This window comes from Noviherbaspirillum galbum, from assembly GCF_010974945.1.
Taxonomy (GTDB): domain Bacteria; phylum Pseudomonadota; class Gammaproteobacteria; order Burkholderiales; family Burkholderiaceae_D; genus Noviherbaspirillum; species Noviherbaspirillum galbum.
This window is the reverse complement of sequence record NZ_JAAIVB010000079.1, coordinates 99,917-120,618: the sequence shown is the minus strand read 5'-3', so window position 1 is coordinate 120,618 and position 20,702 is coordinate 99,917. Positions and strand designations below refer to the sequence as shown.

At 64.4% G+C, this 20,702-nt stretch carries 17 protein-coding genes; 11 read left to right on the top strand and 6 right to left on the bottom strand.

Annotation, left to right across the window (positions count from 1 at the left end; translation table 11 throughout):
- Nucleotides 1-12: 12 nt before the first annotated feature.
- From G3574_RS25015 to G3574_RS25005, 3 genes are all read right to left on the bottom strand, one after another.
- Nucleotides 13-450, bottom strand: a complete 438-nt coding sequence (locus G3574_RS25015) for an HIT family protein (RefSeq protein ID WP_163968282.1) — start codon at nucleotides 448-450, stop codon at nucleotides 13-15.
- Nucleotides 451-513: 63 nt separating this feature from the next.
- Nucleotides 514-4,515, bottom strand: coding sequence for a DUF3683 domain-containing protein (locus tag G3574_RS25010; RefSeq protein WP_163968281.1), 4,002 nt, complete (start codon nucleotides 4,513-4,515; stop codon nucleotides 514-516).
- Nucleotides 4,516-4,718: 203 nt separating this feature from the next.
- On the bottom strand, nucleotides 4,719-5,207 hold the full coding sequence (locus tag G3574_RS25005) for a YqaA family protein (protein ID WP_163968280.1): 489 nt from the start codon (nucleotides 5,205-5,207) through the stop codon (nucleotides 4,719-4,721).
- A 127-nt stretch (nucleotides 5,208-5,334) separates the two neighbouring features.
- Between G3574_RS25005 and ilvA the strand changes: the two genes are divergently transcribed.
- The 8 genes from ilvA to G3574_RS24965 all read left to right on the top strand — a co-directional run bounded on the left by ilvA (nucleotide 5,335) and on the right by G3574_RS24965 (nucleotide 13,133).
- Nucleotides 5,335-6,897, top strand: coding sequence for a threonine ammonia-lyase, biosynthetic (gene ilvA / locus G3574_RS25000; RefSeq protein WP_328804858.1), 1,563 nt, complete (start codon nucleotides 5,335-5,337; stop codon nucleotides 6,895-6,897).
- A gap of 33 nt (nucleotides 6,898-6,930) precedes the next feature.
- Nucleotides 6,931-7,653, top strand: a complete 723-nt coding sequence (locus tag G3574_RS24995) for a queuosine precursor transporter (protein ID WP_163968278.1) — start codon at nucleotides 6,931-6,933, stop codon at nucleotides 7,651-7,653.
- A 123-nt stretch (nucleotides 7,654-7,776) separates the two neighbouring features.
- Complete coding sequence (queF, locus tag G3574_RS24990) at nucleotides 7,777-8,616, top strand: NADPH-dependent 7-cyano-7-deazaguanine reductase QueF (protein ID WP_163968277.1); 840 nt, start codon at nucleotides 7,777-7,779, stop codon at nucleotides 8,614-8,616.
- Nucleotides 8,617-8,856: 240 nt separating this feature from the next.
- Nucleotides 8,857-9,324, top strand: a complete 468-nt coding sequence (locus tag G3574_RS24985; protein ID WP_163968276.1) for a PTS sugar transporter subunit IIA — start codon at nucleotides 8,857-8,859, stop codon at nucleotides 9,322-9,324.
- 38 nt (nucleotides 9,325-9,362) lie between these two features.
- A complete protein-coding gene (gene hprK / locus G3574_RS24980) occupies nucleotides 9,363-10,301 on the top strand; it encodes an HPr(Ser) kinase/phosphatase (protein WP_163968275.1) in 939 nt (312 codons plus the stop codon).
- 38 nt (nucleotides 10,302-10,339) lie between these two features.
- The gene (rapZ, locus tag G3574_RS24975; protein WP_163968274.1) at nucleotides 10,340-11,203 is read left to right on the top strand and encodes an RNase adapter RapZ; all 864 of its coding nucleotides are present in this window, start codon (nucleotides 10,340-10,342) and stop codon (nucleotides 11,201-11,203) included.
- An 8-nt stretch (nucleotides 11,204-11,211) separates the two neighbouring features.
- Nucleotides 11,212-11,841 (top strand): LON peptidase substrate-binding domain-containing protein, encoded by a 630-nt coding sequence (locus G3574_RS24970; RefSeq protein WP_163968273.1) that lies wholly within the window; start codon nucleotides 11,212-11,214, stop codon nucleotides 11,839-11,841.
- A 170-nt stretch (nucleotides 11,842-12,011) separates the two neighbouring features.
- Entirely contained in the window at nucleotides 12,012-13,133 is a 1,122-nt protein-coding gene (locus tag G3574_RS24965) for a GGDEF domain-containing protein (protein ID WP_163968272.1), read from the top strand.
- A gap of 44 nt (nucleotides 13,134-13,177) precedes the next feature.
- Here G3574_RS24965 and mutY read toward each other — a convergent pair whose 3' ends face one another.
- Genes mutY through mutM form a run of 3 tightly spaced genes read right to left on the bottom strand, consistent with a single transcriptional unit; the run spans nucleotide 13,178 to nucleotide 17,180 of the window.
- Nucleotides 13,178-14,323, bottom strand: a complete 1,146-nt coding sequence (gene mutY / locus G3574_RS24960; RefSeq protein ID WP_163968271.1) for an A/G-specific adenine glycosylase — start codon at nucleotides 14,321-14,323, stop codon at nucleotides 13,178-13,180.
- 50 nt (nucleotides 14,324-14,373) lie between these two features.
- A complete protein-coding gene (locus tag G3574_RS24955; RefSeq protein WP_328804852.1) occupies nucleotides 14,374-16,311 on the bottom strand; it encodes a dynamin family protein in 1,938 nt (645 codons plus the stop codon).
- Nucleotides 16,312-16,358: 47 nt separating this feature from the next.
- Entirely contained in the window at nucleotides 16,359-17,180 is an 822-nt protein-coding gene (gene mutM, locus G3574_RS24950) for a bifunctional DNA-formamidopyrimidine glycosylase/DNA-(apurinic or apyrimidinic site) lyase (RefSeq protein WP_163968270.1), read from the bottom strand.
- Between the two features lie 167 nt (nucleotides 17,181-17,347).
- Between mutM and G3574_RS24945 the strand changes: the two genes are divergently transcribed.
- Genes G3574_RS24945 through ispE form a run of 3 tightly spaced genes read left to right on the top strand, consistent with a single transcriptional unit; the run spans nucleotide 17,348 to nucleotide 20,681 of the window.
- Nucleotides 17,348-19,204: a tetratricopeptide repeat protein gene (locus G3574_RS24945; protein ID WP_163968269.1), complete on the top strand. Its 1,857-nt coding sequence runs from the start codon at nucleotides 17,348-17,350 to the stop codon at nucleotides 19,202-19,204.
- Nucleotides 19,201-19,830, top strand: coding sequence for a lipoprotein insertase outer membrane protein LolB (gene lolB / locus G3574_RS24940; RefSeq protein ID WP_163968268.1), 630 nt, complete (start codon nucleotides 19,201-19,203; stop codon nucleotides 19,828-19,830). Before G3574_RS24945 ends, lolB begins: the two co-directional genes overlap by 4 nt.
- Entirely contained in the window at nucleotides 19,815-20,681 is an 867-nt protein-coding gene (gene ispE, locus G3574_RS24935; RefSeq protein ID WP_163968267.1) for a 4-(cytidine 5'-diphospho)-2-C-methyl-D-erythritol kinase, read from the top strand. The genes lolB and ispE overlap by 16 nt, the downstream gene beginning before the upstream one ends.
- The last annotated feature ends 21 nt before the right edge of the window (nucleotides 20,682-20,702 follow it).

The window sequence follows — 20,702 nt, the reverse complement described above, 5'->3', positions numbered from 1 at the left end:
TCGCCGCCCTTTTCAGAGCAGCGAGTTGGTGAAGCGCTCCTGCAGGGCCTCGCGCAGGCGCGGCAGCAGGGCGCGGCGTTTCGCCAGGTCGGCGGAGACCGGCGTGCGCCGCACCTCGCCCCAGATCGGGTTGGGGAAATGCGCGTCGTTCTCGTAGCGCGGGATGACATGCCAGTGCAGGTGGGGCACGACATTGCCGAGGCTGGCCACGTTGATCTTGTCGGGCGACATGACCTCGCGCACCGCCTCCTCCACCTGCCAGACCGCGGCGATCAGGATGGCCCGGGCGGACGATGGCAGGTCGGTCATCTCGGCGACGTGGCCGTTCCAGATCACCCGGCAGAAGCCGGGATAGCGCTCGTCGTCCACCAGGACGATGCGGTAGTTGTCATCCCGGTAGATCAGTTCTCCGCCGGGATGGGCGCAGAGTTCGCAAGCCGGTTTTCCCATGGATACATCTCCTTCATCCGCGGACGCGGCGCCTGGCGTGTCGCTCATCGTTGCGCGCCGCGGTCAGACGAGCACGCGCTCGATGCCGCCGCTGTTGGCGCGCGCCACGTATTCGGGCAGCCAGTTCTCGCCGAGCAGGTGCTTCGCCATCTCGATCACGATGTAGTCCGCCGTCGTGTCCGCGTCTTCATTGTAGCGGTTCAGGCCCTGCAGGCAGGACGGGCAGGAGGTGAGGATCTTGACCTCGCCCTTGAAGCCATCGTTCCGGAGCTTGTCCGCGCCCTTGCGCATTTCCTCTTCCTTGCGGAAACGGACCTGCGTGGAAATGTCGGGGCGGCTGACGCCGAAGGTGCCCGATTCGCCGCAGCAGCGTTCGTTCTTCTCGACCTTCTGCCCGTCGACGGTGGTAATCAGCGCATTGACCGTCTTCATCGGGTCCTGCTGCTTCATCGGCGTATGGCAGGGATCGTGGTACATGTAGCGCACGCCATCCACGCCTTCCAGCTTCACGCCCTTCTCGAGCAGGTATTCGTGGATGTCGATGATGCGGCAGCCCGGGAAGATCTTCTCGAATTCATAGCTCTGCAGCTGGTCGTAGCAGGTGCCGCAGGACACCACCACGGTCTTGATGTCGAGGTAGTTCAGGGTGTTGGCGACGCGGTGGAACAGCACGCGGTTGTCGGTCATCATCTTCTCGGCCTTGTCGTACTGGCCGGAGCCGCGCTGGGGATAGCCGCAGCAGAGGTAGCCCGGCGGCAGCACGGTCTGCACGCCGACGTGCCACAGCATGGCTTGCGTGGCGAGGCCGACCTGGGAGAAGAGGCGCTCCGAACCGCAGCCCGGGAAGTAGAACACCGCCTCGGTGTCGGCCGTGGTGGTCTGCGGGTTGCGGATGATCGGCACGACCTTGTCGTCCTCGATGTCCAGCAGGGCGCGCGCGGTCTTCTTGGGCAGGTTGCCCGGCATCTTCTTGTTGATGAAGTGGATCACCTGCTCCTTGACCGGCGGCTTGCCATGGGTGGCGGGCGGCGCCTTGGTCTGCTTGCGGGCGACCTTCTTCAGCATGTCGTTGGCGAAGCGCTGCGCCTTAAAGCCGAGGCCGGTCATCGCCGCGCGGGTGGCGTTGATGGTCTGCGGATCGGTGGCGTTGAGGAAGAACATCGCCGCCGCGGTGCCGGGGTTGAAGGACTTCTTATCCATCTTGCGCAGCAGGTTGCGCATGTTCATCGAGACGTTGCCAAAGTCGATGTCCACCGGGCAGGGATTGACGCACTTGTGGCAGACGGTGCAGTGGTCGGCCACGTCCTCGAACTCTTCCCAGTGCTTGATCGACACGCCGCGGCGGGTCTGCTCTTCGTAGAGGAAGGCTTCGACCAGCAGCGAGGTGGCGAGGATCTTGTTGCGCGGCGAGTAAAGCAAATTGGCGCGCGGCACATGGGTGGCGCAGACCGGCTTACACTTGCCGCAGCGCAGGCAGTCCTTGACGCTGTTGGCGATGGCGCCGATGTCGCTCTGCTGCATGATCAGCGATTCATGGCCCATCAGGCCGAAGGACGGCGTGTAGGCGTTGCGCAGGTCGGCCGGCATGTCCGGGTCGTTGAGCAGCTTGCCCTTGTTGAAGCGGCCTTCCGGGTCGACGCGCTTCTTGTAGTCGCGGAAGTCGGCGATCTCGGACTCGGTGAGGAATTCGAGCTTGGTGATGCCGATGCCGTGCTCGCCGGAGATAACGCCGTTGAGCGAGCGCGCCAGCACCATGATGCGGGCCACCGCGGCATGCGCGTCCTGCAGCATCTGGTAGTGGTCGGAGTTCACCGGCAGGTTGGTGTGCACGTTGCCGTCGCCGGCGTGCATGTGCAGGGCGACGAACACGCGGCCGCGCAGCACGCGCTTGTGGATGGCGGCGGCTTCGTCGAGGATCAGCTTGAAGGCGGCGCCGTTGAAGATCTGGCGCAGCTGGGCACGGATTTCGGCCTTCCAGGACACGCGGATGGTGCGGTCCTGTACCACGTGGAAGATGATGGCGTCGGGCTGGCGCTGCATGCGCTCCTCGACCCACATCATCGGGATCTGCAGCGCGGCGAGGTCGTCGTGCGCGTCCCTGAGCGGCTTGTCGAGGTTGTCCAGCAGGTAGGACCAGCGCGCCTGCACCAGGTCGATCAATGCGCGCGTCTGCGCCACGCGGTCGCCCAGCAGTTCCTCGGGCGGAATGTCGTTGGCTTCGGCATCCTCGCTCTTGCCGAGCGGCAGATGGCTGCTGTCTTGCGCGAAGAAGTCCTTCAGCTCGCCGACGAACTGCAGCTTGTTGCGGATGGACAGCTCGATGTTGATGCGCTCGATGCCGTCGGTGTACTCACCCATGCGATCGAGCGGGATCACGACGTCTTCGTTGATCTTGAAGGCGTTGGTGTGCTTGGCGATGGCGGCGGTGCGGGCGCGGTCGAGCCAGAATTTCTTGCGCGCTTCGGGGCTGACGGCGACGAAGCCCTCGCCGACGCGGGTATTGGCGATGCGGATCACTTCCGAGGCGGCGCGCGCCACGGCTTCCTCGTCGTCGCCGACGATGTCGCCGAACAGGGCCATCTTGGGCAGGATGCCGCGCTTGGACTTGGTGGCGTAGCCGACCGCGCGCAGGTAGCGCTCGTCGAGGTGTTCCAGGCCGGCGAGGATGGCGCCGCCCTTCTTCGTCTCGGCGTCGAGGAAGTCCTTGATCTCTACGATCGACGGAATGGCGTCGCGCGCCTGGCCGAAGAATTCGAGGCAGACGGTGCGCGTGTGCTTCGGCATCTTGTGCAGGATCCAGCGCGCCGAGGTGATCAGGCCGTCGCAGCCTTCCTTCTGGATGCCCGGCAGGCCGGCGAGGAACTTGTCGGTGACGTCCTTGCCCAGGCCTTCCTTGCGGAAGCGGCGGCCTTCGATTTCCAGCATCTCGGTGCGGAAGGGAGCGCCGGACTTTGCGCCCTTCTCGGCGGGATGGGTCCACTCCAGCTTGAAGCGGGCCACCGGCGCGTCGTGGATCTTGCCGAGGTTGTGGCCGATGCGGGTGACTTCGAGCCAGTCGCCGTTGGGGTCGACCATGCGCCAGCTTGCCAGGTTGTCGAGGGCCGTGCCCCAGAGCACCGCCTTCTTGCCGCCGGCGTTCATAGCGACGTTGCCGCCGATGCACGAGGCTTCGGCCGAGGTCGGGTCGACGGCGAACACGAAGCCGGCCTTTTCGGCCGCGTCGGACACGCGCTTGGTGACCACGCCGGCGCCGGTATGGATGGTGGCGTAGGGACGGTCGACCTCGGGCAGGAGGGTCATTTCGACCGCGCCGATCTGCTCCAGCTTCTCGGTGTTGATGACGGCCGACATCGGCGTCAGCGGCACGGCGCCGCCGGTGTAGCCGGTGCCGCCTCCGCGCGGGATGATGGTCAGGCCGAGCTCGATGCAGGCCTTGACCAGGCCGGCCATTTCTTCCTCGCTGTCGGGCGTGAGCACGACGAAGGGATATTCCACGCGCCAGTCGGTGGCGTCGGTCACGTGCGAAACGCGCGACAGGCCGTCAAACTTGATGTTGTCCTTGGCGGTGTAGCGGCCCAGCACGCGCACCGCGCGCTTGCGCAGGTCGTAGGTCTGCCGGAATTCCTCGGCGAAGTCGGCCACCGCCTTGCGGGCGGCGCGCACCAGCACCTCGACGTTGGCGCTGCGCCGCGCGCCCTGCGGATCGGCGCTGGCCGTCTCGGTGTGCAGGCGCCGCTTCTCGACCTCGGCCAGGCGGTGGTTGAGGGCATCGATCAATTCCTGGCGGCGCCGCGGGTTGTCGAGCATGTCGTCCTGCAGGTAGGGATTGCGGCGGACCACCCAAATGTCGCCCAGGACCTCGTACAGCATGCGCGCGGAACGGCCGGTCTGGCGCTCGCCGCGCAGTTCGTCGAGGATCTGCCAGGACGCTTCGCCCAGCAGGCGCATCACGATCTCGCGATCGGAGAACGAGGTGTAGTTGTAGGGAATTTCGCGCAAGCGCGTGGGCGCCGCCCCGGTCGGGGTGTCGGCGAGCAAAGCCTGGATTTGTGCGGGGGCGTTCATCGGAAAATCGGGTCAACCCTGGAAGGACGGCTCGGCTCGGGAATCGCTTCCGGACATGCCGCCGGAAAGCGGAGCCGCAAAGGGTTCATTTTAGCTTATTGCAACGCACCAGGAGGCAACAGCCCTACACTCCCTGAGGCCAAGTCCGCGATTTTGTTCACTTTTTCGCCATATCTGTTGCTTTGGGCTGGCTTTCGTTTCCGCTAGAACAAGTTCGTGAGGCTGCGCCAGAAACCGTCGGGGACGTTCAGCAGCATCCAGGTCATGAGGAGATAGCGCAGGAACTTGCCGATGGCCATGTAGGCCACGCAGGGCCAGAAGGGCAATTTCAGCCATCCGCCCAGGGTGCAGATCGGATCGCCGATGCCCGGCAGCCAGGCCAGCAGCATGGCCTTGGCGCCGAAGCGTTCCAGCCAGCCGAACCAGCGGCTCCGGCGCTCCGCGGCGAAGGCCTGCTTGGCGCCGTAGCCCATGAAGTAGTCGATGATGCCGCCTAGCGTGTTGCCGGCGGTGCCGACCAGGATCGCTGGCCAGAACAGCGCGCCATTGGCCTTGACCACGGCGAACACCGCCGGCTCGGAGCCGAGCGGCAGCAGGGTCGCCGAGACGGTGCTGATGATGAAGATCGACGTCAGCCCGACGTCGGGGATGGCAAGGTAGCTGAACAGCCAGCGGATGGCGGATTCGATCATCGGTGCGGTAATGAACAGGTCAATGGCAGGACAAGGTGTTGATGGCTGATATGGTCAATATCAGTCCGGCAAGGCCATGGCTGGGAGCGCTCCATTATAATGACCGGTTCTTTTGCCCCATTTCCCGATCCGGCATCACCAAGACAGAAGCGCAGACAATCACAGCATGGCTACCGACTACCTCCAGAAAATCCTGACCGCCCGCGTCTACGACGTGGCGGTCGAATCCCCGCTCGAATACGCTCCCACCCTCTCGGAGCGCATGGACAACCAGATCTACTTCAAGCGGGAGGATATCCAGAGCGTTTTCAGCTTCAAGCTGCGTGGAGCGTACAACAAGATGGCGCACCTGTCCCCGGCCCAGCTCAAGCGCGGCGTGATCTGCGCCTCGGCCGGCAACCATGCGCAGGGCGTGGCGCTGGCGGCCGCCCGCCTCGGCTGCCGCGCGGTGATCGTCATGCCGACCACCACGCCGCCGGTGAAGATCGAGGCGGTCAAGGCGCGCGGCGGCGAAGTCGTGCTGTTCGGCGACTCGTACACCGATGCCTACAACCACGCCATCACCCTCGAGAAGAAGCACAAGCTGACCTTCGTCCATCCCTTCGACGACCCGGACGTGATCGCCGGCCAGGGCACCATCGGCATGGAAATCCTGCGCCAGCACCAGGGCCCCATCCATGCGATCTTTGCCGCCATCGGTGGCGGCGGCCTGATCTCCGGGGTGGCGGCCTACGTCAAGGCGGTGCGCCCGGACATCAAGATCATCGGCGTGCAATCCACCGATTCCGACGCCATGGCGCGCAGCCTCAAGGCGGGCCGGCGCATCACCTTGCCCGACGTCGGCCTGTTCTGCGACGGCACGGCCGTCAAGCTGGTCGGCGAGGAAACCTTCCGCCTGGCGAAGATGTACGTCGATGAAATCATCACCGTCGACACCGACGCGGTCTGCGCCGCGCTCAAGGACGTGTTCACCGACACGCGCAGCATCCTCGAGCCCTCCGGCGCGCTGGCGGTGGCCGGGGCGAAGGAATACATCGAGCGCTCGCAGGGCTCCAAGAAGCCCATCCGCGGCGAGACCCTGGTCACGATCGCCTGCGGGGCGAACATGAACTTCGACCGCCTGCGCTTCGTCGCCGAGCGCGCCGAGGTGGGCGAGGCCCGCGAGGCGGTCTTCGCCGTCACCATCCCGGAGGAGCGCGGCAGCTTCAAGCGCTTCTGCGAGCAGGTCGGCCCGCGCAACGTCACCGAGTTCGTCTACCGCATCAGCGACTCGCGCGAGGCGCATGTGTTCGTCGGCGTGCAGATCTCCAACCGCGACGAGCCCGGCAAGATCCTCAAGAACTTCCAGAAGCACGGCTTCCGCGCCCTGGACCTGACGCACGACGAACTCGCCAAGCTGCATATCCGCCACCTCGTCGGCGGCAAGAGCCCGCTGGCGCACGACGAACTGCTGTACCGCTTCGAGTTTCCCGAGCGTCCCGGCGCGCTGATGCGCTTCCTCGACAGCATGGCGCCCAACTGGAACATCAGCCTCTTCCATTACCGCAACCAGGGCGGCGACGTCGGCCGCATCCTGGTGGGCCTGCAGGTGCCGAAGAAGGAGATGAAAGCCTTCCGCGAATTCCTGTCGACGCTGGGATACCGCCACTGGGACGAGAGCGACAATCCCGCTTACAAGCTTTTCCTGTAACTCCGCATCTAACCCACCCCACGGCCTGCGAGAATGACAACCACTCCACCGCGCCCGATCGGGCAGTACAAGTACTACGACTTCGTGATGGCGGCCTTCGTCACGGTCCTGCTGTGCTCCAATTTGATCGGCGCGGCCAAGGCGGCCGAGGTGACGCTGCCGCTGCTGGGAACGGTCACCTTCGGGGCGGGCGTGCTGTTCTTCCCGGTCTCGTACATCTTCGGCGACGTGCTGACCGAGGTGTACGGCTACGGCCGCGACCGGCGGGTGATCTGGGCGGGCTTCGGCGCGCTGGCCTTTGCCTCGTTCATGTCGGTGGTGGTGCTGTCGCTGAAGCCGGCGGCCGATCCGTTCAATACCGAGTACCAGTCCCACCTGCAGGGCGTGTTTGGCAATACGCCGCGCATCGTGGCTGCCTCCATGCTGGCCTTCTGGTGCGGCAGCTTCGTCAACAGCTACGTGATGGCCAAGATGAAGGTGCAGTCCGGCGGCAAGCATCTCTGGATGCGCACCATCGGCTCGACCATCTGCGGCGAGTTCGTCGACTCCGGCCTGTTCTACGTGATCGCCTTTTATGGCATCTGGTCGAACCAGCAATTGTTGTCCGTGATCATCGCCCAGTATTTCCTCAAGACTGGCTGGGAAGTCGTCATGACGCCGGTGACGTACCGGGTCGTCGGTTTCCTGAAGCGCAAGGAGAACGAGGATTACTTCGACCGCGGCACGAATTTCAACCCGTTCCGCCTGAAGGTTTGAGAGGTCTCGGCGGCCACGCTTGAAAGCGGACGATGGCGTGCCCATGTTGGCCATGTCCCGGCATGCCGCCCCACCCTCGTTTCTTTCCTCGCGGCACGAAGCCTGTCTATCCATCATCCTCACATGAGCACATCGAATCTTCCTGAACACTCGCCGCTCGGCAAGCCGGCGGCCTACGAGGCGGAATACGCGCCCTCTCTGCTGTTTCCGATCGCGCGCCAGCCCAAGCGCGACGAGATCGGCGTGAGCGGCACCCTGCCCTTCTTCGGCGTGGACATCTGGAACGCCTATGAAGTCTCCTGGCTGAACGCCCGCGGCAAGCCGCAGGTTGCGATCGCTACCTTTACCGTGCCGGCCGATTCGCCCAACATCATCGAGTCGAAATCGTTCAAGCTCTACCTCAACTCGTTCAACCAGACCCGGCTCGCCAGCCCGGAAGCGCTGGCGGAAGTACTGCGCCACGACCTGTCCGACGGTTTCGGCGCGCCGGTGCAGGTCAGGCTCGTCGCTCCCGACCAGTTCGGCGGCATGCAGTTCGGCGAACTCGAGGGCTTGCTGCTCGACCGCCTCGACATCGAGGTCGATTCCTACCGGCCCGACGCGGCGCTGCTGCGCGCCGACCGCGAGTCGCCCATCGTCGAGGAGACGCTGGTGTCGCACCTGCTGAAGTCGAATTGCCTGGTGACCGGCCAGCCGGACTGGGGCAGCGTGCAGATCCGCTATGTCGGTCCGCAAATCGACCAGGAGGGTTTGCTGCGCTACCTGATCGGCTTCCGCGACCATGATGAATTCCACGAGCAGTGCGTCGAACGCATCTTCATGGACATCCTGCGCCAGTGCCAGCCCAACAAGCTTGCCATTTATGCCCGCTACACGCGCCGCGGCGGCCTCGACATCAATCCGTGGCGTTCCAACTTCACCAGTGGGCAGCGGCCGTCCAACCTGCGCAACGCGCGCCAGTGAGGCTTGCCGAAGAAAGATGCCGCGAGGATATTCCAGGCAGAAACTTCAGGCGAGAAATCCTGTCCAACCGGACGGAATGCGTTTGGCGGGCAGGGCATTTGCAATACACATTACAAATGCCTGCTCTTCATCAATACAACCATGTTGCCTGCGGCTATCTAATAGCATTGCGCATCCTGGAAAGAGGCCTATAATTCGTCTCGTACGCACTTATTGTGCATTGCATCATAGCTTCGCAACATGACCAATCTAGCCAAAATCCTGCCGCTCCAAAATGTCGTGCTTGACCTTGAAGTCTCGAGCAAGAAGCGCGCGTTCGAGCAGGCCGGGCTGATCTTCGAGAACAATTGCGGCATTGCGCGCTCCGTCGTGTCCGACAACCTGTTCGCACGCGAACGCCTTGGCTCCACCGGCCTAGGCCATGCCGTCGCCGTGCCGCACGGCCGCATCAAGGGCCTCAAGGCGCCGCTCGCCGCCTTCGTGCGCCTGCTCGAACCCATTCCTTTCGAATCGCCGGACGGCCAGCCCGTGAAGCTGCTGGTATTCCTGCTCATTCCCGACCAGGTCACCCAGCAGCACCTGGAAATCCTGTCGGAGATCGCCGAGATGTTCTCGGACGAGAATTTCCGCAATGCGCTCTCCTCGGACAACGACGCCGCCTCCGTCCACGCGCGCATCATTGCATGGCAGCCGAGCGTGCATGCATAATCAGGGAATGCGTCGTCGCCCTTCCCTGATTGCCATCCATGCCCATCGCTACCCACCTCACGATCCAGCAACTCTATGACGATACGCGGGAAGCGCTGCAGCTAGGCTGGTTCGCCGGCTTCCCCGGCGGAGAACGCCGCATCTCCGGCGACGCCACGTCCGCGGCCGACCAGGTCGGCCACCTCAACCTCATCCATCCGGGCCGCCTGCAAGTCTTCGGCCACCAGGAAATCGAGTACTACAACCGGCTGTCTCCCGCCTCCCGCAAGTTCCAGACGGAGGAACTCGTCAACGGCGAACCGCCGGCCTTCATCATCGCGCAGGGCCTGGAAACGCCGCCCTACATCCTCTCGATCTGCGACGAAAAGAACATTCCGCTGTTTTCCACGCCACTGCCGGCGGCGCAGGTCATCGACTACCTGCGGGTCTACCTGTCCAAGGAACTCGCCCAGCGCATCACCATGCATGGCGTGTTCATGGACGTGCTCGGCGTCGGCGTGCTGATCACCGGCGAATCGGGGCTGGGCAAGAGCGAGCTTGGCCTCGAACTGATCTCGCGCAACCACGGCCTCGTGGCCGATGACGCGGTGGAGTTCTCCCGCATCGCGCCCAACATGATCGAAGGCCGCTGCCCGCCCCTGCTGCAGAACCTGCTGGAAGTGCGCGGCCTCGGCCTGCTCGACATCAAGACCATCTTCGGCGAGACCGCCGTGCGCCGCAAGATGCGGCTCAAGCTCATCGTCCATCTCGTGCGGCGCAAGACGCTGGAAGAAAACTACGAGCGGCTGCCGCTGCATTCGCAGTTCGAGGAAGTGCTCGGAATGGCGGTGCGCAAGGTCATCATTCCCGTCGAAGCGGGCCGCAACCTCGCGGTGCTGCTCGAAGCCGCGGTGCGCAACACCATCCTGCAGTTGCGGGGCATCGATACGCTCAAGGAATTCATGGAGCGTCAGCAGAAGGCAATGGGAAGCGACTGAGAAGGCGGCCCCCACCGCTCTTGCGGTATGATACCCGGATGCGAATCATCCTCATCACCGGCATCTCCGGCTCTGGAAAATCCGTCGCGCTCAATGCGCTCGAAGACGCCGGCTATTACTGCGTCGACAACCTCCCGCCGAAGCTCTTGCGCCAGCTCGTCGCCACGCGGCTCGAGGAAGGCGCCGACTCGGTGGCCGTCGCGATGGACGCGCGCAGCGCCGCTTCCCTCGCCACGCTGCCGGCCGACATCCAGTCGCTGCGCCAGGAAGGCCTCGACATCAAGGTCCTGTTCCTGACCGCAAAGACCGAGTCGCTGATCGCGCGTTTTTCCGAGACCCGCCGCAGCCATCCGCTGTCGCACCGCACCCGGCCCGACCAGCCCGACGAGGAACTCCCTACCCTGACCGAATGCATCCTGCGCGAGCGCGAAATGCTTGCGCCGATCGAGGAGCTTGCGCATGCGATCGACACCTCCGGCCTGTCGGCGAACAAGCTGCGCGCCTGGATCAAGGACCTGGTGCAGTCGGAGCGCACGCCCCTGACGCTGCTGTTCGAATCCTTCGCCTTCAAGTACGGCGTGCCGCTCGATGCCGACCTGGTGTTCGACGTGCGCGTCCTGCCCAACCCTTACTATGACCTCAGCCTGCGCCCGTTCAACGGCCGTGACGAGCCGGTCATCAATTTCCTGAGCGCCCAGGCGCAGGTCGCCGAACTGCTGGCCGACATCCGCAATTTCGTCGAGAAGTGGTTGCCGGCATTCAAGAACGACAACCGCAGCTACCTCACCATCGCCGTCGGATGCACCGGCGGCCAGCACCGTTCGGTGTACATGGTCGAGCAGTTGTCGAAACATTTCCGCACCAGCGAACGCGTGCTCCTGCGGCACCGCGAGCTTGACTAGAACCCGCCATGCCGCCCACCGACGCCTGGATTCCCCTCTTCCCGCTCAAGACCGTGCTGTTCCCGGCCGGCGTCCTGCCGCTCAAGGTCTTCGAGACCCGCTACATCGACATGGTCCGCGAATGCATGAAGACCGACGCGCCCTTTGGCGTGGTCCTGATCAAGTCGGGGCAAGAGGTCGGCACGCCGGCGGTACCGGAAGATGCGGGATGCCTGGCGCGCATCATCGACGTCGACATGCCCAGCCTCGGCGTGATGATGCTGCGGACCGAGGGCGGCGAGCGCTTCCGGATCGAGGAAACCCGCGTCCTCGCCGACAACCGGCTCGAAGCGCGCATCCGCACGATTCCTGCCGACCAGGACGGTCCCGTTGGCGAGCTTCACCTCGAATGCGCGAAAACGCTCAAGCTTGTCATCGAGGATGTCGAGGCCAAGGGCCGGGCCGAAGAGGGCGACGGCTTCATCAGCCCGTTCTCCCGGCCCTTCCGCTTGGACAGCGCAAGCTGGGTGGCCAATCGCTGGTGCGAGATCCTGCCCATTCCCTTGAAGGCCAAGCAGAAGCTGCTCGAACTGGAAGACGCGGAAGCTCGTCTTTCCGTGGTGCATCAGTTCCTGAAACAGCACCGGATCATCGAATAAGCATGGCTGTACGTTCGTCAATGTTCGAGTCAGACCCGCTTTCACCGCTTTAATCTCATCAACATTTGTCAGCGCGCAAGATGTCTGCGAGGCAGCTATAGGATAAATAGTGGTCCCCGGCTTGCCGGGATTTCCATCCATCCTCGGCCTTGATTGAAGCAGACCATCGTATGTTGCTGGACAATGCACGCGAGCCCTTGCGGTCGACTTCACGGCCGGAGGCACTGAACCGGCGCCGGCACGCCAAGCTGTCGCGCGCGCCCCAGATCGCGCCGGTCAGCGTGGTGCTGTCGTTGTATTCGCTCAGCCTGTTCATCTTCCACCAGCTCGGCTACCTCGCCACGACGACCCTGGCCGCCGCCTGCGGCACCGCCATCTTCCTAGTCGCCGGCTTCTATGCCGCCTTCCGGCTGACCCTGCACACCCGTTTCACCGATCCAACCATGACCTCGCCGCAGATCATCGCGGTCGTACTGCTCATGCTCGTGGTCGCCTACCTGGAGCGCGCTACCCAGCCGGCCCTGGTTCCATTCATCCTCATCGCCTTTTCCTTCGGCATGTTCCGCCAGTCGACGCGGATGCTGATCCTGCATGCGGCCGGCTGCCTGCTGTGCTACCTCGGCATCATCCTCGTGCGCGGGCAGAAGGAACAATACGGCGCGGCCTTCGAAGCCGACCTGCTGCAGTGGTTCGTGCTCAGCCTCAGCCTGCCAGGCATGATTCTCCTTGGAAAGCAGGTGCAGAACCTGCGCCAGCTCCTCAGCGCCACCCGCTACCAGCTCGAGCACTACGAAGAAAAATCCGTGCGCGACGACCTGACCGGCCTCTACAACCGGCGCCACATCAAGTCCGAGCTCGAGCAGGCGCGGTTGCAGGCGAATGCCGAGAACGTGCCCTTCTGCCTGTGCGTGATCGACATCGACCGCTTCAAGGAAATCAACGACAACAACGGCCACCTGGCGGGCGACACCATCCTCAAGGAATTCTCGAAGGTGGCAAGCAACAGCATCCGCGACAGCGACATGCTTGGCCGGTATGGCGGCGACGAATTCCTGCTGCTGCTCAAGAACACCGACCTCAAGGGCGCGGTGATGCATGCGGAGCGTCTGCGCGTCTATGCGCACTTCCTCGATTTCCAGAAGGTGCTCACCCAGAAGCACATATCCCTGTCCATCGGCGTGGCCCAATACCGCCCCGGCGAAAAGATCGAAGACTTGATGTCCCGCGCCGATTCCGCGCTCTACCAGGCGAAGCAGCTGGGAAGGAACCGCGTGGAGTGGCTGGAAAGCTGACCCCGCCTACCCCGCTAGCGGCGGATTGCGGACTGGCTGCGGCATCACAGGCCGGATAGCAGGTCCGGCGCGCCGAACAAGGCCAGCAACAGCTTCTTTACCGGCGCCGGCAAGGCCGCATTGGCGAGCGACGTCACCGGATGCCAGGCCGCGCCCGGTGGCAAGGCTGCATCGGTGCTCGGCCGCGACACATCCACCCGTACCGGCATCACGTGCAGCTTGAAATGCGTGAACACATGGGTAAAGGCGGGCAGCGCCTGCACCCGGGAGACGCGGCCGTATGCCGTTGCGGCCTCCGCCGCCAGCGCCTCGAATTCCGCCCGCGATTCCACCTGGTGCAGCGACGGCATTTCCGGCAGCGACAGCAGGCCGCCCCAGATGCCGCTGTCCGGCCGCTGCTCCAGCAGGATGTCGCCGCCGGAAACGATGACCAGCATGGATGCATGCTTCTCCGGCACGGCCTTCTTCGGCTTGCGGTGCGGAAGCTCGCGGGTCCGTCCGGTCGCGAGGGCGACGCAGCGCGCGGCCAGCGGACACGCGCTGCAGAGCGGATTGCCGCGCACGCACACCGTGGCGCCGAGATCCATCAAGCCCTGGGTATAGGCTTGCATGCCGGATTGCGGCAGCAAGGCTTCGGCCCGCTTCCACAGCATGTCCTCGACCGGCTTCGTGCCCGGATCGCCCTCGACGCCGAACACGCGGCAGAATACCCGCTTCACGTTGCCATCCAGGATGGCCGCCCGGGTACCGTTCGCGAACGCCGTGATCGCCGCCGCGGTCGACCTGCCGATGCCGGGAAGGTCGGCGAGCAATGCCGGTTCGGCGGGAAAGACGCCGCCGTATTCCTGGACCACCCGCTGCGCGCAGCGATGCAGGTTGCGCGCCCGGCTGTAATAGCCCAGGCCGCTCCAGTAGGCCATGACCTCGTCCTGGGATGCCTGCGCGAGCGCGCGCACGTCGGGGAAGCGTTCGAGGAAGCGCTCGTAGTACGGAATCACGGCCGCGACCTGGGTTTGCTGCAACATGATTTCCGACAGCCAGATGCGGTAGGCGTCATCCGTGTTCTGCCATGGCAGCGCATGCCGGCCATGGCGCTTCTGCCAATGGATGACGTCCTCGGAAAATGTGGGATCGCGGAAATCCGCTTCCGCGCCAGCGGAAACGGCCGGCTTGCCGGCAACACGCTTCATGAACCTGGCTTCAATTCAAGATGACGCCAGGCCCATTGCAAGGCCTGCCGTCATGCAGCCGCCTTCAGGACGGCGAGTTCGGAACTGATGGCGCCGGAAAGCTCCGCCTGGAGCCGGGCCAGCGCCGCCTTCTGCTGCTCGATCTCCGCCTGCATCTCTTCGAGCAGTGCAAGCTTGTCATCCAGTTCATCGGTGGCGCTGTGGATGCGTTCGATCGACTGGCGGCGCTTCTTCAGCTGCGAGCGATGCTCCCAGATCTGCGCTTCCAGCGGCGCCATCACTACCTTCAGCCAGGCTTCCACGTCACGATTGGCCTGCAGGAAGCTTTGCTTGACGCGCGATGCGATGGAATCGAAGAACTTGCTCATCAAGACCACCTGCGGCGTGGTCAGGATAGCCGCGGTGCCGAACTGCTTGTGGTAGACCGCTTCGATGAGATCGATTTCCTTCAGATACTTGTCGAGCGAGAACGGCATGGGCGTCGACAGCGCGAGTCCGTGCTCCGTCGAGAATTTCCGGTACATCACGCCCATCATGGACGTGATTTCCTCGGTCTTCTGGCTGGATTCGTTGAGATTGCCGCGCACATGGTCGAAGAAGTTCTTGACCGCCGCGCGCAGGCCGCTGGAAAACTTGCTGCTCTCCATCGCGTCACGAGTCTTGCGGATTTCTTCCTTCAGGATACCCATGCCGAGGCTGGTGAAGACTTCCGTGGACAGCCGCGTGAAGACGGCGCGCGTGCCCTGCAGCTTGACCAGGCTTTCATCGAAATCCCTCTTCTCGATGTCCACCCGCTTCATCATGTGCTCGATGATGTTCTTGTTCTTGCCGCGCAGGCTGCGCAGCTCGAGCAGCTGCTCGACCACGTTGCGTCCGCGCGCGGCCAGCAGGGCCTGCTTGCCGGTGATGAGTTCGTCGATGTCGGAAGCGATCTGGTCTCGGATGATGTCCTGCTTGCTTGGAATCAGTTCGTCGGACAGGGCGCTTTCGAGACTCGGCAGCCGGCTCTTGGCCAGCAGCGCCGGATCGTGGTTGACCTTCGCCACCAGGCCCTTCTGGGCCGACACCGGAAACACCTGCGACGCGTCGAGATTGAGGATCTGCGCCACGCTCGCGGCCTGCGCCGCGATCTGCTGCTCCACCTCGTCCGGCGTACGCAGCTCGTCCCACATGCTGTCGATCTTGTTCATCACCACCATGCGTCCGCTGCCGGTGCCGATGTGGTTGCGCCATACCTCGATGTCGCTCTTGGTCACGCCGGTGTCGGCGGCAAGGATGAACAGCACGGCATTCGCGTTCGGGATCAGGTTGAGCGTCAATTCCGGCTCGGTGCCGATGGCGTTGAGGCCCGGCGTGTCGATGATGACCAGGCCCTGCTTGAGCAGGGGATGCGGGAAATTGACGATGGCGTGGCGCCATTGCGAGATCTCGACCAGGCCGTCAGCATCCACCGACTGGGCGACGTCCGGATCCTCGTCGTCGTACAGGCCGTAGCTGCGCGCCTCGTCCACCGGCACGCGCTTGGTCAGGCTGACCTGCTTGAAGGCTTCCAGCATGCCCTCGGGCGAGGAAATGTCCAGCGGCAGCACGGTCCAGATGTGGCTGTGCTCCTTTAGATCGGTGGTGGATTGCGCCTGCGCGCGGGTTTCGATAGGCAGCAGGCGGATCGATGGCGGAAAGGTTTCGTCGTAGAGCAGTTCGGTCGGGCACATCGTTGTGCGTCCGGCGGACGACGGCAGGATGCGCTGGCCGTAGTCGGCGAAAAAGATGGCGTTGATCAGCTCGGACTTGCCTCGCGAAAATTCCGCCACGAAGGCGATGGACAGCTTGTCGTCGGCCAGCCTGGCCTGCAGGCGGGCGAAACGCTGGTCGGTCGCCGCGTCGGTCAGATCGGACGCCACGACCCAGGCGCGGTACCGTTCGAGGGCAGCCGCCACGCCATTGCGCCAGTTGCTGTACTGCTCGAACTGTTGAACCAGATTGCTCACGATTTCCCCGTTTCCTCGGTGCACTATCCCGAATCTAGCACCGGCGGTCACTTTTGACAATTTACGCAGTAAAAAGTGGAGCGCTGGCCTTGCACGATCTGCCGCACCGGGGAGGCGCAGATGCGGCAGGGTTCGCCCGTCCGGTCGTAGACGAAGTAGGTTTGCTGGAAGTAACCCGACTGTCCATCCACCCCCATGAAATCCCGCAGCGTGCTGCCGCCTTTCTCGATGGCGGCTTGCAGCGTCTCGCGTATCGCCGCCGCGAGGCGTTCGTAGCGCGCGAGGCTGATCCGGTTGGCGGGGGTCTTTGGATTGATGCCCGCCTTGAACAGGCTCTCGGAAGCGTAGATGTTTCCGACGCCTACCACGATGTCTCCCATGAGCAACACCTGCTTGATGGCGGCGCTGCGCTTGCGCGTCATGCGATACAGGAGCGCGCCGCTGAATCCGTCCTCGAGCGGCTCGACGCCGAGGCCGCGCAGCAGCATGTGTTCCTCGACCTGGCCGTCTTCGCCGGCATGCCACAGGACGGCGCCGAAGCGGCGCGGATCGGTCATGCGCAGCACCTGGCCGCCCAGCTGCATGTCGAAATGATCATGCTTTTGCGGCGGCGTCGCAGCCGGCAGGATGCGCAGGTGGCCCGACATGCCGAGGTGGATGATCAGCGTGCCATGGTCGAAGCGCACCAGCAGGTATTTCCCGCGGCGGTGCGTGGCACGGATGGTGCGGCCGGCGAGCAGTTCATGCAGCCGGTCCGGGAAGGGCCAGCGCAGGCCGCTGTGCCGCAATGCAATATTTGTCACCACCTGGCCTTCGAGATGGGGCGCGACACCGCGCCGGGTGACTTCGACTTCTGGCAATTCTGGCATGGCAACGATGGGTTTTTGCTTGAAAACAAGACAATCGGGATGCAGCGGCGTAGCCTGAGGTTACCTGCGCGCATACCGCCGCGGTTGGGCGTAGAATGGAAAATCGCTGATTTGCTGCTTATCTGATGCTGATTACATCGCTCGTCTCCCGGGCCTTAGGATATCCCTTGAAGAACGCTCTTCTTATTGTAACCTTGCCGATCGTCTTGTCGGCATGCGCGAACTGGCCGGCGCAGTCCGCCCTGCCGGCCATGAACGGCAGCGCGGTCGCCGATGCCGGCGACGCGGCCGGGACCCCTGCCAAGCCCGCTTCCCGTCCTGCCGCCAAGCCGGCATCGGCAAGAGCCTCGGGCACCTCCTCCTCGGGAACTGCGGGATCCACCGCCGACGCCAAGGCGGAAGATGCCCTGCCCGCGGTCGACATGACCGAAGACCTGATGTACAAGCTGCTGGCCTCCGAATTCGCCTACCAGCGCGGCGACTGGCAGACAGCCTACGTCACCCTGATCACGCTTTCCCAGCAGACGCGCGATCCGCGCCTGGCCCGCCGCGCCGCGGAAATCGCCCTCGCGGCCAAGCAGCCCGAGGAATCGCTCCGCGCCGTGCGCCTGTGGCGCAACCTCGCGCCTCACTCCGACGAAGCAACCCAGTATCTCCTGAGCTTCCTGGTGATCGGCGACAACGTTGCCGAGGCAAAACCCATCCTCGAGCAGCGCCTGCAGGAAGCCCGTCCGCAGACCCGCGCCCTGCTCGCCTTCCAGGTGCAGCGCCTGCTGGCGCGCGCCAAGGACAAGGTCGCCGCCTTCAAGTTGCTGGAAGACGTGCTTGCGCCGTATTCCGACCTGGCCGAGAGCCACCTTGCCCTGGCGCAGGCCGCCCTTGGCAAGGGCGACCCGGAACGCGCCCGCGCCGAAGTGCGGGAAGCGTTGCGCATCAAGCCCGACTCCGAGATCGCCGCGCTCACCATGGCGCAGGTGGCGACCGACAAGCGCGATGCCGACCGTTTCCTCACCGACTTCCTCTCGCGGCATCCGAAGGCGCGCGACGTGCGCATGGCCCACGCGCGCATGCTGGTCGAGCAGAAGGAATTCACCAAGGCGCGCAACGAATTCGCCAACCTCCTCAAGGACCAGCCCGACGACCTCACGGTGCTTTACGCGCTCGGCGTGCTGAGCGCCCAGATCAACGACGTGCCGGCCGCGGAAAAATACCTCACCACCTACCTCAAGACCCTGCAGGCCAATCCCGACGAGGAACGCGATCCGTCCCAGGCCCTGCTGCTGCTGGCCCAGCTCGCCGAAGAGCGCAAGGACACCGAGGCGGTGCTCAAGTGGCTTGCCCAGATCGAGCCCGGCGAAGCCTACATCGGCGCGCAGGTCAAGCGGGCCCAGGTCATCGCCAAGCGCGGCGACCTCGCCGGCGCCCGCAAGCTGCTGCAAGAGGTGCAGGTGAGCGGCGAACGCGAGGAAACCCAGATCATCCTTGCCGACGCCCAGCTCCTGCGCGACAACGGCAAGCTGCAGGAAGCCATGGCCGTGCTCAAGGAAGCGGTCCGCCTGCATCCCAAGAACACCGACCTCCTCTACGACTACGCGATGGTCGCGGAAAAGGCCAACCAGCTCGACATCATGGAAGCGTCGCTGCGCAAGGTGATGGAACTCGCGCCGGACAACCAGCATGCCTACAATGCCCTGGGCTATTCGCTGGCCGAGCGCAACATCCGCCTCGACGAAGCCAGGACCCTGATCGAGAAAGCCCTCTCCCTGGCCCCGGACGATCCCTACATCCTCGACAGCATGGGATGGGTCCATTTCCGCATGGGCAAGCTCAAGGAAGCCGAATCCGTCCTGCGCCAGGCCTATGACCTGCGGCCCGATCCGGAAATCGCCGTTCACCTCGGCGAAGTACTCTGGAGCAAGGGACAGAAGGCGGATGCCCAGAAGCTCTGGCGCGACGCGCAATCGAAGGATCCGCAAAACGATACGCTGAAGAGCACGCTGGCGCGCCTCAACGTCAGCCTATGACCCGTCAAGCAATCCGCCGCGCCGCCTGCGCGGCGCTGTGCGTGATGCTGTCCGCCTGCGCCGCGCTGTCCCCCGTTCCGTCCGGCGCGCCATCCTCGACGGCCGCGCAAGCCGGGCGCCCCTACCGCGAAGCCATCGACATCGGCGGGCGCCTTTCGCTGCGCTACCAGGGCAACAGCAAGGAAGAAGCCCTGCATGGCAGCTTTGCCTGGTCGCAGTCGGGCGGCACCACCACCGTCACCCTGCTCTCGCCGCTCGGACAAACGCTCGCCGTCATCACCGCCGGCCCTTCCGGTGCCACGCTTGCGCAAAGCGGCCAGCCATTGCGCAGCGCCGCCGACGTCGACACCCTGACCGCCGAAACGCTGGGCTGGCCGCTGCCGGTCGCCGGCCTGCGCGACTGGCTGCAAGGCTTCGCCGCCGCGCGCGACGGCACGAATGTCATCGCCACGCCCGCCGCCCAGGACATCGTGACCCGGGACGGATGGGAGCTGCGCTATCCCGCCTGGTCCGACGCAGAGGGCGGCGAGCCGCCGCATCCGCGCCGCATCGACCTCGCGCGACGCACCGCGCAGGCGGGCGACGTCTCCATCCGCATCGTGATCGACACATGGCAACCTCGCTGAACGACTGTCCCGCCCCCGCCAAGCTGAACCTCTTCCTGCACGTGACCGGCCGCCGCGAGGATGGCTACCACCTGCTGCAAACCGTGTTCCAGCTGCTGGACGCGGGCGATTCCCTGGATTTCACGGTGCGCGAGGACGGCGTGGTTGCCAGGCGCAACGACATCCCCGGCGTGCCCCAGGACAGCGACCTCGTGGTGCGCGCCGCCCGGCTGCTGCAGGCGCATCGCGGCACGGCGCTCGGTGCGGACATCACGGTCCGCAAGCGCCTGCCCATGGGCGGCGGCCTGGGCGGCGGATCGTCCGACGCCGCGACCACCCTGATCGTCCTGAACCATCTCTGGAACACCGGATTGTCGCGCGCCGAACTGATGGCGCTCGGCCTGCGGCTGGGGGCGGACGTCCCCTTCTTCATCTTCGGCGAAAACGCCTTCGCCGAAGGCGTGGGCGAGGCCCTTGCGCCCATCCGCACGCCGGCCTGCTGGTATGTCGTCATCGAACCCGGCGTGGCGGCGCCGACCGCCGCAATTTTTTCCGCTCCGGATTTGACAAGGGATACGAAAGCCGTCAGAATAACGGACTTTCCTGAGGCACCCAATGCCTTTGGAAAGAACGACCTCCAGGTCGTGGCATGCAGGTTGTTTCCGCCCATTGCCGACGCCATTGAATGGCTGAGTCAATACGGCGATGCAAGAATGACCGGATCAGGCGCATGCGTGTTTTGTGCTTTCGAACACGAACATGATGCCGACGAGGTTCTTGCAGCAATGCGTCGCTCGAGACAGGCGCATTGGAAAGCCTGGAAAGCCAAGGCGATAGAGCGGCATCCGCTCTCGCACTTGCTGGAGTCGTAACCGGAATTCGTTCGATGTCGC

Coding starts and splice junctions, on each gene's coding strand:
- queF (WP_163968277.1), top strand. CDS start 7,777: ATGAGCACATCGAATCTTCCTGAACACTCGCCGCTCGGCAAGCCGGCG.
- G3574_RS25005 (WP_163968280.1), bottom strand. CDS start 5,207: ATGATCGAATCCGCCATCCGCTGGCTGTTCAGCTACCTTGCCATCCCC.
- G3574_RS24965 (WP_163968272.1), top strand. CDS start 12,012: ATGTTGCTGGACAATGCACGCGAGCCCTTGCGGTCGACTTCACGGCCG.
- rapZ (WP_163968274.1), top strand. CDS start 10,340: ATGCGAATCATCCTCATCACCGGCATCTCCGGCTCTGGAAAATCCGTC.
- mutY (WP_163968271.1), bottom strand. CDS start 14,323: ATGAAGCGTGTTGCCGGCAAGCCGGCCGTTTCCGCTGGCGCGGAAGCG.
- G3574_RS25015 (WP_163968282.1), bottom strand. CDS start 450: ATGGGAAAACCGGCTTGCGAACTCTGCGCCCATCCCGGCGGAGAACTG.
- G3574_RS24985 (WP_163968276.1), top strand. CDS start 8,857: ATGACCAATCTAGCCAAAATCCTGCCGCTCCAAAATGTCGTGCTTGAC.
- hprK (WP_163968275.1), top strand. CDS start 9,363: ATGCCCATCGCTACCCACCTCACGATCCAGCAACTCTATGACGATACG.
- G3574_RS24995 (WP_163968278.1), top strand. CDS start 6,931: ATGACAACCACTCCACCGCGCCCGATCGGGCAGTACAAGTACTACGAC.
- lolB (WP_163968268.1), top strand. CDS start 19,201: ATGACCCGTCAAGCAATCCGCCGCGCCGCCTGCGCGGCGCTGTGCGTG.
- G3574_RS25010 (WP_163968281.1), bottom strand. CDS start 4,515: ATGAACGCCCCCGCACAAATCCAGGCTTTGCTCGCCGACACCCCGACC.
- G3574_RS24970 (WP_163968273.1), top strand. CDS start 11,212: ATGCCGCCCACCGACGCCTGGATTCCCCTCTTCCCGCTCAAGACCGTG.
- ispE (WP_163968267.1), top strand. CDS start 19,815: ATGGCAACCTCGCTGAACGACTGTCCCGCCCCCGCCAAGCTGAACCTC.
- mutM (WP_163968270.1), bottom strand. CDS start 17,180: ATGCCAGAATTGCCAGAAGTCGAAGTCACCCGGCGCGGTGTCGCGCCC.